This window comes from Streptomyces sp. NPDC045778, assembly GCF_056431945.1.
Genome location: NZ_JBWKJZ010000006.1, coordinates 244751 through 257832 on the forward strand (window position 1 = coordinate 244751; position 13082 = coordinate 257832).

General features: G+C 73.0%; 11 protein-coding genes. 3 read left to right on the top strand and 8 right to left on the bottom strand.

Translation table 11 applies throughout. The features are described from left to right. The 5 genes from AC07GB_RS10510 to leuA all read right to left on the bottom strand — a co-directional run bounded on the left by AC07GB_RS10510 (position 1) and on the right by leuA (position 7019). Complete coding sequence (locus AC07GB_RS10510) at positions 1-684, bottom strand: response regulator (protein WP_478843632.1); 684 nt, start codon at positions 682-684, stop codon at positions 1-3. Beyond that, positions 678-1934, bottom strand: coding sequence for a sensor histidine kinase (locus AC07GB_RS10515; protein ID WP_478843634.1), 1257 nt, complete (start codon positions 1932-1934; stop codon positions 678-680). The genes AC07GB_RS10510 and AC07GB_RS10515 overlap by 7 nt, the downstream gene beginning before the upstream one ends. 115 nt (positions 1935-2049) lie before the next feature. Continuing rightward, positions 2050-4152 carry an MMPL family transporter gene (locus AC07GB_RS10520; protein WP_478843636.1) on the bottom strand — a complete coding sequence of 701 codons (2103 nt, stop codon included), beginning with the start codon at positions 4150-4152 and terminating at the stop codon, positions 2050-2052. 180 nt (positions 4153-4332) lie between these two features. Continuing rightward, positions 4333-4992 (bottom strand): TerB family tellurite resistance protein, encoded by a 660-nt coding sequence (locus AC07GB_RS10525; protein ID WP_478843819.1) that lies wholly within the window; start codon positions 4990-4992, stop codon positions 4333-4335. 305 nt (positions 4993-5297) lie between these two features. After that, a complete protein-coding gene (gene leuA / locus AC07GB_RS10530; RefSeq protein WP_478843638.1) occupies positions 5298-7019 on the bottom strand; it encodes a 2-isopropylmalate synthase in 1722 nt (573 codons plus the stop codon). Between the two features lie 406 nt (positions 7020-7425). On the opposite strand from leuA, the gene AC07GB_RS10535 reads away from it, so the two are divergent. The 3 genes from AC07GB_RS10535 to AC07GB_RS10545 all read left to right on the top strand — a co-directional run bounded on the left by AC07GB_RS10535 (position 7426) and on the right by AC07GB_RS10545 (position 10303). Beyond that, positions 7426-8511, top strand: a complete 1086-nt coding sequence (locus tag AC07GB_RS10535) for a M4 family metallopeptidase (protein ID WP_478843640.1) — start codon at positions 7426-7428, stop codon at positions 8509-8511. A 71-nt stretch (positions 8512-8582) separates the two neighbouring features. Beyond that, positions 8583-8849, top strand: coding sequence for a protealysin inhibitor emfourin (locus AC07GB_RS10540; RefSeq protein WP_478843642.1), 267 nt, complete (start codon positions 8583-8585; stop codon positions 8847-8849). A 77-nt stretch (positions 8850-8926) separates the two neighbouring features. Then, complete coding sequence (locus AC07GB_RS10545; RefSeq protein WP_478843644.1) at positions 8927-10303, top strand: GH1 family beta-glucosidase; 1377 nt, start codon at positions 8927-8929, stop codon at positions 10301-10303. Positions 10304-10313: 10 nt separating this feature from the next. On the opposite strand, the gene era is transcribed toward AC07GB_RS10545, so the two are convergent. The 3 genes from era to AC07GB_RS10560 form a co-directional block, all read right to left on the bottom strand. Beyond that, on the bottom strand, positions 10314-11276 hold the full coding sequence (gene era / locus AC07GB_RS10550; RefSeq protein ID WP_242717904.1) for a GTPase Era: 963 nt from the start codon (positions 11274-11276) through the stop codon (positions 10314-10316). Between the two features lie 539 nt (positions 11277-11815). Continuing rightward, complete coding sequence (locus tag AC07GB_RS10555) at positions 11816-12166, bottom strand: cytidine deaminase (RefSeq protein WP_478843645.1); 351 nt, start codon at positions 12164-12166, stop codon at positions 11816-11818. A gap of 30 nt (positions 12167-12196) precedes the next feature. Then, a complete protein-coding gene (locus tag AC07GB_RS10560; protein ID WP_478843821.1) occupies positions 12197-13015 on the bottom strand; it encodes a helix-turn-helix transcriptional regulator in 819 nt (272 codons plus the stop codon). Positions 13016-13082: the final 67 nt, after the last annotated feature.

The window sequence follows — 13082 nt, forward strand, 5'->3', positions numbered from 1 at the left end:
TCACCCACCCGGCCTGACCAGCCCCGCCTCGTACGCCGTGATGACCAGTTGGGCGCGGTCGCGGGCCGTGAGTTTGCCCATGATGCGGCTGACGTGGGTCTTGGCGGTGAGGGGGCTGAGGCCGAGGGTCTCGGCGACCTCCGTGTTGTTCAGGCCGCGGGCGACCAGGGTGAGGACCTGGCGTTCGCGGTCGGAGAGGGTGGCCAGGGAGCGGGGGGCCTCGTCCGTGGCAGTGGGGGTCTCCGGGTGGCGCAGGACGCGGGCGATGAGGCGGGCCGTGGGGCCGGGGGACAGCAGGGACTCGCCCGCGGCCACCGTGCGGATCGCGTCCAGGAGTTCGGCCGGCTTCGTGTCCTTGACCAGGAAGCCGGACGCCCCGGCCCGCAGCGCCTCGACCACGTGCTCGTCGGTGTCGTACGTGGTGAGCATGAGGACCTTCACCCCGGCGAGGTCCTCGTCCGCAGCGATGAGGCGCGTCGCCTCGATCCCGTCGAGGTCGGGCATGCGGACGTCCATGACGACGAGGTCGGCGCGCCGGGCGCGGGCCAGTTCGACGGCCTCGCGGCCGGTGCCCGCCTGGGCCACGACGTCCATGTCGGGCGCGGACTCGACGAGCATCGCGAACGCGGCGCGCACGAGGGCCTGGTCGTCGGCGAGGAGGACGCGGATCTTCCGCGTCACCACGCCCTCAGCTCCTCCGCGTGCGCCAGTCCCCTTGTCTGAAAGGGCAGTTCCGCCACCACTTCGAACCCCCGTCCGTCCCGCGGCCCGGCCGTCAGCGTCCCGCCGACGCTGCGTGCCCGCTCCCGCATGCCGATGATGCCGAACCCGGACGCGGCCGCCGCGGCCGGGGGTGCGGCGGGGCCCGCGCCGTCGTCGGTCACGGACACGCGGAGGGCGCCGTCGCGCTCCCCTATCGCCACGCGCACCGCGAGGCCGGGCCCTCCGTGCCGGACGGCATTGGTCAGGGCCTCCTGCACGATGCGGTAGGCGGCGGCCCCGACGACGGGCGGCACGGCGGCCACCTCCGCCATGGCAAGCTCGACCTCGGCACCCGCCGTACGGGCCGCGCCCGCCAGGTCGCCGATGCCGTCGATGCCGGGCAGCGGGCCGCGGTTCTCGTCGGCCCCGTCGCCGGACTCGCTCCCGGAGCGCAGCACTTCGAGGGTCGCGCGCAGTTCACCGCGCGCGGCGCGGCAGGTGTCGGCGATGTCGTCGAGCGCGCCCGCGATGGCCGCGCGGTCCAGGCGCTCGGGGTCGGCGGCGAGCACGTGCGCGGCCACCGACGTCTGCACGCCGACGAGCGTGATGCTGTGCGCGAGCAGGTCGTGCAGATCGCGGGCCACCCGCAGCCGCTCCTCGGCGACGCGGCGCCGCGCCTCCTCCTCACGGGTGCGCTCGGCCCGCTCGGCGCGCTCGACGACGGAGGCGAAGTACTGCCGGTGCACGCGGACGTACGTACCGAAGACCAGGACCGCGACGATCCAGCCGGTGATCCGCACGACCTCCGTGACCGGGTCGTCGCCGACGCCCGTGTTGACGACGAGGATGATCGCGACGATGTGCACGCCGGTCAGGAGGGTGCGGCGGGGGCGGCCGGAGACGGCCACGGTGTAGAGGGCGACCATGCCCACGTGGGTCGCGGCGGCGTGGTCGTAGTCGAGGGCGTGGTACGGGCCGACGAAGGCCATGGTGGCCAGGAGGACCGTCATCGGCCCGCGGCGGCGCCAGACGATCGGGACGTGGCCGCACATCAGGAGCGCCCAGCCGAGCGCGTCCGGCTCCCGGCCGTCCCTGAGCACGACGGCGAGCAGCGCGGCGAAGGCGGCGAGGACCACCGCGAGCAGCGCGTCCTCCCGCAGGGCGCGGGGCGAGCCCGGCGCCGCTCCGGAGAACGGCCACCAGGGGCGGGTGGCGGGCTGCGGGTACGGCACGTCGTCGGGTCCCCCTTCCCGCGGACACCGGTCGCGTGTGTCCATGCGTGGGCCCCCATCATCCAGGAAGGCGGCGCCCCTCCGGCAGGGAGGGGCGCCGCGGTGTGCGCAAGGGTCAGCGGACGGCGGTCAGTTCGGGCTCGTCGCGGGCCGGCGGGGCGGGCGTGCCGGGCCGTCGCGAGAGGGGCCCGGGCCACCACACCTTCCGGCCGAGCGCGAGGCTCGCGGACGTCACCAGGTACGTACGGACCAGGAAGGTGTCGAGGAGCACGCCGACGGCGATGACGAAGCCCAGCTCGACGAGTTGCACCATCGGCATGTTGGTCAGGACCGCGAAGGTCGCGGCGAGCACCAGGCCCGCGGAGGCGATCACGCCGCCCGTGGTGCGCAGCGCGGTGAGCGCGGCGGCGCCGGTCTCGGCCCCCTCCAGGCACTCCTCGCGCATGCGGTGCATGAGGAAGATGCCGTAGTCGACGCCGAGGGCGACGAGGAAGACGAAGGAGAGGAGGCCGAGCCCCGGGTCGGTGCCCTCGAAGCCGAAGAGGGGTTCGAAGACGAGGCCGCCGATGCCGAGGGACGCGCCCCACACCGCGACGACCGCGAGGAGCAGCAGCAGCGGCGCGACGAGGCTGCGCAGCAGGACGACGAGGATGAGGAGCACGGCGGCGAGGACGATCGGCACGACGACCAGGCGGTCGCGGGCATTGGTGTCCTTGAGGTCGAGCTGCTCGGCGCTCGGTCCGCCGACGTACGCCCCCCGCTGGTCGAGTGCGTCGCGCAGGGCCTCGATGGTCGCGGTCTCCGCGGCCGACTGCGGCGGGGCCTTGGCGACCACCGACAGCTCCGTCCACTTCTCGGCGGTGCGGCCGCGCTCGACGCTGTCGACTCCGGCCACGGACCGGGCCCGGCCGAGGAGTTCGTCGGCCTCGGCGGTCGGCACGATGACGTTGATGGGCTGGGTGCCGCGTTCCGGATAGGCGGCGGCGAGGGTCTCCATCGCGGCGATGGAGTCGGGCGTGCTGGTGAAGGAGTCCTCCTGCTTGAGGTTGCCGGGCAGATTGAACGCGCCGAGGGCGAGCGCGCCGAGCAGCACGGCTCCGGAGGCGAGGACGACCAGCGGCCTGCGCCCCGCGGAGGAGCCCATGGACGCGAACAGGGAGCGGCGCTTCTTGGGCGCGCTGCCGAACGCGGGCACCATCGGCCAGAACACCCGCCGCCCGAGCACCACGAGCAGCGCGGGCAGCAGCGTCAGCATGGCCACGAGCGCGCACAGCACGCCGACGGCGCCCAGCGGGCCCATGCCGCGGCTGGAGTTGAGGTCGGCGGCGAGCAGGCAGAACAGGCCGGCGGCGACGGTGCCGGAGGAGGCGAGCACGGCGGGCCCGCAGCCGCGGAGCGCGGTGACCATGGCGTCGTACGGGCGCTCGGTGCGGCGCAGTTCCTCGCGGTAGCGGGCGACGATGAGCAGGGCGTAGTCGGTGCCCGCGCCGAAGACGAGGATCGTCATGATGCCGGAGCTCTGGCCGCTGACGGAGGTGCCGAAGGCCTGGTTGAGGCCGTAGGAGACGCCCATGGAGAGGAAGTTGGCGACGCCCGCGACGACGAGCGGCACGAGCCAGAGGAACGGGCTGCGGTAGATGAGGATCAGCAGGACCGCCACGACGGCGACGGTGGTGTAGAGCAGCGGCCCGTCGAGGGACTGGTAGACCTCACTGGCGTCGGTGGCGAGCGCGCCGGGCCCGCCGACGTCGGCCGTGAGGCCGCCCCCGCCCTTGACCTTGACGATGTTCCGTACGTCGTTGACGAAGGCGTCCCGCTTCTCCTCGTCCGTGCCGGGTCCGGTGCTCGCGACCGGGTACATCAGGGTCTTCCCGTCCTTCGACGCCACCCCCGTGGGCGTCGCGACGAGGTCCAGCTCCCGGTCGATCTGCTTGACCTGGCGGTCCGCGAGCGCGCGGTCGCCCGGCTCGAGGCCGCCGTCACGGTGGTAGACGAGCACCAGCTCGGTGGTCTCGCCGCCGGGGAGTTGCTCCTGGATCTTCGCGACCTGGGTGGAGTCGGCGCTCGCGGGCAGGTAGTCCACGGCCCGGTCGTGCTGGACGTCGCCGAGCTTCCCTGCGAACGGCCCCGCGAGCGCGATGACGGCGACCCAGATGCCGAGCAGCACCCAGGGCACGGCACGTGGTCGTCGGCGCTTGGTGGTTGTCGCGGCCCTCATCGATGGGCCTCCCTCCCGTGACGGTGTCTGACGGCTTCCAGAGTTCCGTCGCGGGAGGGCCGATACGTCGGACGCGGGGGCGAGTTGAGCGTTACGCCCGCGGGTGGCACGGGCCGGGGACTACTCCCCGGGGAGTAGCGCCGGGGAGTACGGGAGCGCCCTCACGGGCGGCGGGCGCGCTCAGGACGGGGTGCGCTGGGCGGCCGCCATCAGCCGGGCCACGTCGTCCGTGCCGATGGTCAGCGCGCAGCCCGCCGTGGCGAGCACGTCGCGCTCGGCGGGCGTGTACGGTCCGTCGGCAAGGGCGATGCGGGCGCCCTTGAGCAGCAGCGCCTCGCGGCCCGCGGGGGCCAGGTGCGGGGCGAGGGGGCCGAGCGCCTCGTGGAGTTCGATGGCGAGGCCGGGCGCGCAGTCGGGGGCGCCGGGGCGGCCGGTGTCGGCGGCGAGCGCGTTGACGAGGGCGACGACGCGTTCCTCGGTGCAGTCGTCGAACCCGGCGCCGCGCAGGGTGGCGACGGCCGCGTCGAGCGTGGTGCGCGAGGCGGCGCCGCCGGTGGTGAGCACGGCGATGACGACGGTGTGCACGGCCTCGCGGAGCATGGCGGCGAGCCGGACGGTGGTGGGGTGGTCGAGCGCGTCGAGCCCGAAGTGGTCCTGGCAGGCGGCGCACTCCACGACGGGCCCGGTCCGGCCGCGGGAGAGCAGCGGCACGCCGAGCAGGACGAACCGGCGGCGCCCGCTGCGCCGCTGGTAGTTGCGGTCGCCGCCGCAGCCGGGGCAGAAGAACTCGCCGTCGCACACGGTGGTCCAGGCGGTGCGGGTGCCGATCAGGCGGCGCATCCGGGACAGGCCCGCGAGCCGGCCGTGGTCCCTGCCGCGGTCCGGCGGGGTGCCCGGGGCGCGGGAGTCGGGGGATTTCCGGCCGTCTCGTTCCCGGTCTGGCAGCACCACGCACCTCCACGACTCCGCGGCCGCCCTGCCGCGTTGGCGTGATGTTAGCCACATCGGTGATGCCGCGTCAGTACCCCGGACGGGAGATGGCCGGTAGCAGGTCGGCGGACGGCCGCCCGGCGCGCCGTGGCCCCGCCCGCCACAAGGGCGGACGGGGCCACGAAAGCACCGGTCGAACAGGGGGTCGAACGGCCTCAGCGGGCCGCGCGGTTGACCGCCGAGACGACGGCCTTCAGCGACGCACGTGTCGTATTCGCGTCGATGCCCACGCCCCACAGCACCTTGTCGCCGACGACGCACTCGATGTACGAGGCGGCCTGCGCGGAGGCCTCGGCGCTCATCGTGTGCTCCTGGTAGTCCAGCAGGCGGGCGTCGATGCCGATGGCCTGGAGGGCCGCGAAGAACGCGGAGATCGGGCCGTTGCCGGTGCCGGTGAGGACCGTGGAGTCGCCGTCCACGATCGCCCCGACGGTCAGCGTGTCGGCGCCGTCCTCGCCCATGGTGGTCTGGCTGGCGCGCAGCTGGATGCGGCCCCAGGGGTTGTCCGGGTTGGGCAGGTACTCGTCCTGGAAGACGCTCCAGATCGCGTCGGGCGAGACCTCGCCGCCCTCGGCGTCGGTCTTCGCCTGGATGAGCTTGGAGAACTCGATCTGCATCCGGCGCGGCAGGTCCAGCTTGTGGTCGTTCTTCAGGACGTACGCGATGCCGCCCTTGCCGGACTGCGAGTTGACGCGGATCACGGCCTCGTACGAGCGGCCGACGTCCTTGGGGTCGATGGGCAGGTACGGCACGGCCCACTCGATGTCGTCGACCGTCTTGCCCGCGGCGGCCGCGCGGGCCTCCATCGCGTCGAAGCCCTTCTTGATGGCGTCCTGGTGGGAGCCGGAGAAGGCGGTGTAGACGAGGTCGCCCGCGTACGGGTGGCGGGGGTGGACCTCCATCTGCGTGCAGTACTCGTACACCCGGCGGATCTCGTCGATGTCCGAGAAGTCGATCTGCGGGTCGATGCCCTGGCTGAACAGGTTCATGCCCAGGGCGACCAGGTCCACGTTGCCGGTGCGCTCGCCCTGGCCGAACAGACAGCCCTCGACGCGGTCGCCGCCCGCCATCACGGCCAGCTCGGCGGCGGCGATGGCGGTGCCGCGGTCGTTGTGCGGGTGGATGGACAGGCAGACGTACTGTCGCCGGGACAGATGGCGACTCATCCACTCGAAGCGGTCGGCGTGCGTGGAGGGCGTCGAGCGCTCCACGGTCGCGGGCAGGTTCAGGATGATCTCGCGGTCGGCGTCGGGCTGCCAGACGTCCATGACGCCCTCGCAGACCTCCAGGGCGAAGTCCAGCTCGGTGTCGGTGAAGATCTCCGGGCTGTACTGGTACCCGAAGACGGTCTCGGGGCCCAGCAGCTTCTCGGCGTACTCCATGACCAGGCGCGTGCCGTCGACGGCGATCTGCTTGACCTGCTCGCGCGAGCCGCGGAAGACGACGTCGCGCCACACCGGCGCGGTCGCGTTGTACAGGTGGACGGTGGCGCGCCGCGCGCCCTTCAGGGACTCGACGGTGCGCTCGATCAGCTCCTCGCGGGCCTGCGTGAGCACCGAGATCGTCACGTCGTCGGGGATCGCGCCCTCGTCCTCGATGATCGACCGTACGAACTCGAAGTCGGTCTGCCCGGAGGAGGGGAAGCCGACCTCGATCTCCTTGTAGCCCATCTTGACCAGCAGGTCGAACATCGCCCGCTTGCGGGCCGGGGACATCGGGTCGATCAGCGCCTGGTTGCCGTCGCGCAGGTCCGTGGAGAGCCAGCGGGGCGCCACGGTGATGCGCTGGTCGGGCCAGGTGCGGTCGGGCAGGTCCACCTGCTCGTACTGGCCGTACTTGTGGATCGGCAGGGCGGAGGGACGTTGGAAGTTCGGCATGGTTGTGCGGGCTCCTCGGTGAGTCCTTCTGGACGGCCGACGGTCTTGCGCAGCACCGAACTCCGCGGGGAGGGGGTCGGCCTCGACTACAGGCCCTCGCCGCGGCAGCTAAGGAGAAGCAGCCCGTAACGCATGACGTCCAGCAGCCTAACCGAGGCCCCGTCGATACGGCGTCCCGTATCACTATGCGGGACCTGCATCGGTGCTCCGCAGGCATTGAAAGCCGTCCGGCGGCCGGGGGCGAGGGTGCGGCGCGTTAAAGGGGGGTGCGCGGCGTCGGGCGCCCCGGGGGGCGCGCGCCGGGCCGTAGCAGCCGGCGGCCGGGGGTGGGCCCCGTATCCCGGTATTTCACCAATCATGGTGGCGGCTAGTGACAGCGGCATGACCCAGTGCCACATTGCCACGCATGACCGCCAACCCAACGGGGAACCCGGAGAGGTTCGAGCCCGTCTTCTGCACCATCGTGCCTCCGTTCGTCCTGGACACGCTCGCCCAGAGCCAGGACCCCGCCCTCGCAGGACCGGCCCGCCGCACCCTTCAGCGGGACGCCTTCGAGCGCACCCAGCGCCGCCTGACCACGGTCATCGGCGCCCCCTCGGTCGCCGCGCCCAAGGGCGCGGAGGCGGGCAGGGCGCACCGCACCATCCACGACGCCAAGCACCGCACGGAGCTGCCCGGCCGCAAGGTGCGCGCCGAGGGCGACAAGCCCGGCAAGGACGCGACCGTCAACCGCGCGTACGACGGCCTGGGCGCGACCTTCGAGGTGTTCTTCAAGCACTTCGAGCGCGACTCGATCGACGGCGGGGGCCTGCCCCTGAACGCCACCGTCCACTACGGCGAGGACTACGGGAACGCCTTCTGGAACGGCGAGCAGATGGTGTTCGGCGACGGCGACCGGGAGATCTTCCTCGACTTCACCATCCCCGTGGACGTGATCGGCCACGAGCTGACCCACGGCGTGGTCCAGTACACCGCGAACCTCACCTACTTCGGCCAGCCCGGCGCCCTCAACGAGTCCATGGCGGACGTCTTCGGCTCGCTGATCAAGCAGTACACGCTCGGCCAGACCGCCGCCGACGCCGACTGGCTGATCGGCGCCGGCCTGCTCGCCGAGCGCGTCACCGGCACCGCCCTCCGTTCCATGAAGGCCCCGGGCACCGCGTACGACGACGACGTCCTCGGCAAGGACCCGCAGCCCGCCACCATGGACGACTACGTCCGCACCGGCCGCGACAACGGCGGTGTACACATCAATTCCGGCATCCCGAACCACGCCTTCTACCTGCTCGCCCAGGCCCTCGGCGGTCACGCCTGGGAGCGGGCGGGACAGATCTGGTACGCCGTCCTGACCGGCGGCGAGCTGGCCCAGGACGCGTCCTTCACGGACTTCGCCAAGCTCACCGTCGCGGCGGCCCGCGCCAAGTACGGCGACGGCGAGGAGCTGAAGGCCGTCCTGGACGCGTGGGCGCAGGTCAAGGTCCCCGCGACCTGATCCGGCCGGAAGCCGTCGGGCCCCGCCGGGGCCGCCTGGCGGGGCGCCGGAGCCTGGAGTAGACAGGACCCATGCTTATCCAGGTGAAGCGCACCGGAGGTTTCGCGGGCATCGAGCGGTACGCGGAGGTCGACACCACCGCGCGCCCCGACGCCCAGGAGTGGCACACCCTGGCCGAGCGGGCCGTGGCCGGCTGCCGGGGTGAGCCGCCGATCGGCGTGCCCGACGGCTTCAGCTACCAGATCACCGTCGACGGGCGCACCGTGTACGTCGCGGACCCGCGCCTGACCGAGGACCAGCGAGAACTCATCACCCGGGTCCTGAAGGAGGGCTCGTAGGCGGCGGGGGCCGCCGCAACGCCCTTTGTGCGCACGGGCGTTGACTTCCGTTCCGGCCGGTGCGGATGATCCCGCGCATGGCGACCATCCCTCCGGGCCCCCGCGCCCCGCTGCCCTCGTTCCCGCGTGACTTCCTGTGGGGCGTGGCCACGTCCGCCCACCAGATCGAGGGCGCCGCCGACGAGCGCGGCCCGTCGGTCTGGGACGCCTTCACGGCCCTGCCGGGGAACGTGAAGGACGGCACCACGGCCGCCGTGGCCTGCGACCACGTGCGCCGCTACCGCGAGGACGTGGCGCTCGTACGCGACCTGGGCGTGGGCGCGTACCGCTTCTCGGTGTCCTGGCCGCGCGTGCTGCCCGAGGGGACGGGCGCCGTCAGCGGGCCGGGCCTGGACTTCTACGACCGGCTCGTCGACGAGCTGTGCGCGGCGGGCGTACGCCCCGTGCCGACGCTCTTCCACTGGGACACGCCGCTGGCCGTGGAGGAGGCAGGCGGCTGGCTCAGCCGCGCGACCGCCGAGCGCTTCGCGGAGTACGTGGCCGTGGTCGCGGCCCGCGTCGGCGACCGCGTGCGCACGTGGATCACCGTGAACGAACCCGCCGAGCACACCCTGCTCGGCCACGCCCTCGGCCAGCACGCGCCCGGCAAGCGGCTGCTCTTCGACGCCCTGCCCGCGGCCCACCACCAGCTCCTCGGCCATGGCCTCGCGGTGCGGGCCCTGCGCGCGGCGGGCGCGCGGGACGTGGGCGTCGCGAACTCGCACGGGCCGACCTGGCCCGCGTCCGACGCCCCCGAGGACCGCGAGGCCGCCGGCCTCTACGACGTCCTGCTCAACCGGCTCTTCGCCGACCCGCTGCTCATCGGCCGCTACCCCGAGGCCGTCACGGAGCTGCTCGCCGCCGGCGTACCGGACCTCGCGGCGGACCTGGAGGTGATCGCCGAGCCGCTCGACTGGTACGGCGTGAACTTCTACCAGCCCACGAAGGTGGGCGCCCCCACCGCGCAGGCCACGCGGTTCTCCGGCGTGACGCTGCCGCCGCAGCTGCCCTTCGCGCCCCGCGAGATCACCGGCCGTCCGCTGACCGCCTTCGGCTGGCCGGTGGTCCCCGAAGCCCTCACCGAGCTGCTCCTGACCCTCCGCGAGCGGTACGGCGACCGGCTCCCGCCCCTCATGATCACGGAGAACGGCTGCTCCTACGACGGCCTGGACGACCAGGACCGCATCACGTACCTGGACGGCCATCTGCGGGCCCTGCACCGGGCGATGACGGCCGGGGTCGACGTCCGCGGCTATTTCGTCTGGTCGCTGCTCGACAACTTCGAGTGGGCGGAGGGCCACCGCCAGCGGTTCGGCCTGGTCCACGTCGACTACGCCACGCAGCAGCGCACCCCGAAGGCGTCCTACCACTGGCTCGCGGCGGCCCTGGCCGGGCCGGGGGCCGCCGCGCCCTGAGGGCGGCCCCTCAGAAGCCCAGGCGGCGGAGCTGCTTGGGGTCGCGCTGCCAGTCCTTGGCGACCTTCACGTGCAGGTCGAGGAAAACGGGCGTGCCGAGCAGCGCCTCGATCTGCTTGCGGGACTTGATGCCCACGTCCTTGAGCCGCTTGCCCTGGGGGCCGATGATGATGCCCTTCTGGCTGGAGCGCTCGATGTAAACGTTGGCGTGGATGTCGAGCAGGGGCTTGTCGGCGGGGCGGCCCTCACGGGGCAGCATCTCCTCGACGACCACGGCGATGGAGTGCGGCAGCTCGTCCCGCACGCCCTCGAGGGCCGCCTCGCGGATCAGCTCGGCCACCATGACCTGCTCGGGCTCGTCCGTGAGGTCGCCCTCCGGGTAGAGCGCGGGGCCCTCGGGCAGCAGCGGCACCAGGAGGTCGGCGAGCAGGTCCACCTGCTTCTCGCCGACCGCGGAGACCGGCACGATCTCCTGCCACTGGAAGCCCAGCTCCTTGGCGAGCTGGTCGATCGCGATGAGCTGCTCGGCGAGCGCCTTGCTGTCGACCAGGTCGGTCTTGGTGACGATGGCGACCTTCGGCGCCTTCTTGATCGCCGCCAGCTCCTTGGCGATGAACCGGTCGCCGGGGCCGATCTTCTGGTCCGCGGGCAGGCAGAAGCCGATCACGTCGACCTCGGCCCATGTGGTGCGGACCACGTCGTTGAGCCGCTCGCCGAGGAGCGTGCGCGGCTTGTGCAGGCCCGGGGTGTCGACCAGGATCAGCTGCGCGTCGGGGCGGTGCACGATGCCGCGCACGGTGTGCCGGGTGGTCTGCGGCCGGTTGGAGGTGATGGCCACCTTCTTGCCGACCAGAGCGTTCGTCAGGGTCGACTTGCCCGCGTTCGGGCGGCCGACGAAGCAGGCGAAACCCGCACGGTGGTCGCTCCGCTGGGTCGGCTGGGGTGTCTGGGTTCGCACGCTCATGCCGCCCATTCTCCCTGATCTTTTCCGCCCTGGTCGCCTGGGGCGCGGGCTCCCCCCACCCACCCGCCCTCCCATCGCGCTGACGCGCTCGTCCTCAAACGCCGGACGGGCTGGATGGTGCCCATGCGGACCGGACCTCATCCGCGGCTCGACAGAGGTCTGCGGTCTGAGTTCTGTGGTCGGCGGTCGGCGGTTCGCGGTCGGCGGTTTGGGGCCTGGGGTCCGGGGTCCGGGGTCCGGGGTCCGCAGTCTGCGGTCTGCGGTTCCGTGGTCCGCAGGCCTGGATCCCGGGATCCAGGTTCCGGGGCCTGAGGTCCACAGTCTGGGGCCCGGGGCCCGGGGTCTGGGGCCCGGGGTCTGTGGCCCGGGACTGCGGTACGCAGTTCGCAGGCCGCAGGCCGCAGGCCGCATTCGCGGGCCGCAGACGGGAGCCGGCTCGCACCGGGCAGATTCAGCCCGTCCGGCGTTTGAGGACGAGGTGCGGAGCGCCGATAAGGCGGGGGGCCCGGGGGTGGCAGCGCCCGGTTCGGGGAGGGGCCCCGGGAGGGTCAGACCTCCGTGGTCAGGCGGAGTGCGCCGTCCGGGCCCGCCAGGTGGATCGGGGTGCCGGGGCCGCCCAGGTCGCGGACGGCGGCCAGGTCGGCGTCCGGGAGGGACTGCGCGCCGGAGACGACAGCCGCCGCCTCAAGAGACTCCGCCCCGGACGCCACGGCCATCGCCACAGCCGTACGCAGCGCGGACAGCTCCAGGGACGCGAGCCCGACCGTCCCGGCGACGTACGTACGCCCGGTCTCGTCCCGCACAGCGGCCCCCTCCGGCACGCCGTTGCGGGCCCGCGCCGAACGCGCGAGGGTGACGATCTTCTGGTCCTCGGGGCCGAGGTCGGTGCGCTCAGTCATGGCACGAGCATAAGGAGGCGGGACCGCGGCTCACCCGGCCACCCGGTACATGGCCCCGCGCCGCGCCTGGGGCGTGGCCAGCCACTCCAGCTTCGCCGCCGTGTCCGCGAGCGGCAGCGGCGTGTGCATGACGATGGTCAGATCCGGCCGCGCGGGCACCTTCAGAGCGGTCGACTCCACGTGCAGGATGCCGACGAGCGGATGGTCGATCTCCTTGTGGACCAGGCCGGCGGGCCGGATGTCCTGCCGCTCCCACAGCTCCGTGAACTCCCCGCCCGTGGCGTGCAGCCGGTCGAGCAGCTCCTGGAAGCCCTCGTCGCCCGGGTGCTCGGAGCAGGCGGCGCGGAACTGCGCGACGAGCGTCGCCGCGTTCTCCGCCCAGCTGACGCTGCGCGAGCGGTACATGGGGTCCGTGAAGAAGTCGAGGATGCAGTTCTGCGTGGTCTCGGGGCGCATGCTCAGGACCATGGCGGCCGCGTCGTTGTAGACGACGCAGTTGTAGTAGCGGTCCATGATGTGCGCCGGGTACGGCATCCAGGTGTCGATGAGCCGCCGCAGGCCCTCGCTCATGTGCTCGGCGCCCTGCTCGGCCTGCGGCACGGGCGGGTTGAGGCCCGCGAGCACGTACAGGTGGCGGCGTTCGGTCCCCGACAGCTTCAGGACGCGCGCCACGGAGTCCAGGACCTGCGGCGAGACGGAGATGTCACGGCCCTGCTCCAGCCACTGGTACCAGGACGCGCCCACGCCCGCGAGCACGGCGACCTCCTCGCGCCTGAGCCCCGGCGTGCGCCGCCGCCCGCCCTCCGGAAGCCCGGCCTCGGCCGGGCTCACCCGGGCGCGCCGGCTCATCAGGAAGTCGCGCAGCTCCACTCGGCGACGGGCCTTCGCCCCGTCGGCCCGCTCCCCGGCCTGACTG

Bases quoted from the DNA above. Each gene is read 5' to 3' on its own strand.
- AC07GB_RS10520 (WP_478843636.1), bottom strand. From the start codon at position 4,152: ATGAGGGCCGCGACAACCACCAAGCGCCGACGACCACGTGCCGTGCCC.
- AC07GB_RS10525 (WP_478843819.1), bottom strand. From the start codon at position 4,992: ATGCGCCGCCTGATCGGCACCCGCACCGCCTGGACCACCGTGTGCGAC.
- leuA (WP_478843638.1), bottom strand. From the start codon at position 7,019: ATGCCGAACTTCCAACGTCCCTCCGCCCTGCCGATCCACAAGTACGGC.
- AC07GB_RS10535 (WP_478843640.1), top strand. From the start codon at position 7,426: ATGACCGCCAACCCAACGGGGAACCCGGAGAGGTTCGAGCCCGTCTTC.
- AC07GB_RS10540 (WP_478843642.1), top strand. From the start codon at position 8,583: ATGCTTATCCAGGTGAAGCGCACCGGAGGTTTCGCGGGCATCGAGCGG.
- AC07GB_RS10545 (WP_478843644.1), top strand. From the start codon at position 8,927: ATGGCGACCATCCCTCCGGGCCCCCGCGCCCCGCTGCCCTCGTTCCCG.
- era (WP_242717904.1), bottom strand. From the start codon at position 11,276: ATGGGCGGCATGAGCGTGCGAACCCAGACACCCCAGCCGACCCAGCGG.
- AC07GB_RS10555 (WP_478843645.1), bottom strand. From the start codon at position 12,166: ATGACTGAGCGCACCGACCTCGGCCCCGAGGACCAGAAGATCGTCACC.
- AC07GB_RS10560 (WP_478843821.1), bottom strand. From the start codon at position 13,015: ATGAGCCGGCGCGCCCGGGTGAGCCCGGCCGAGGCCGGGCTTCCGGAG.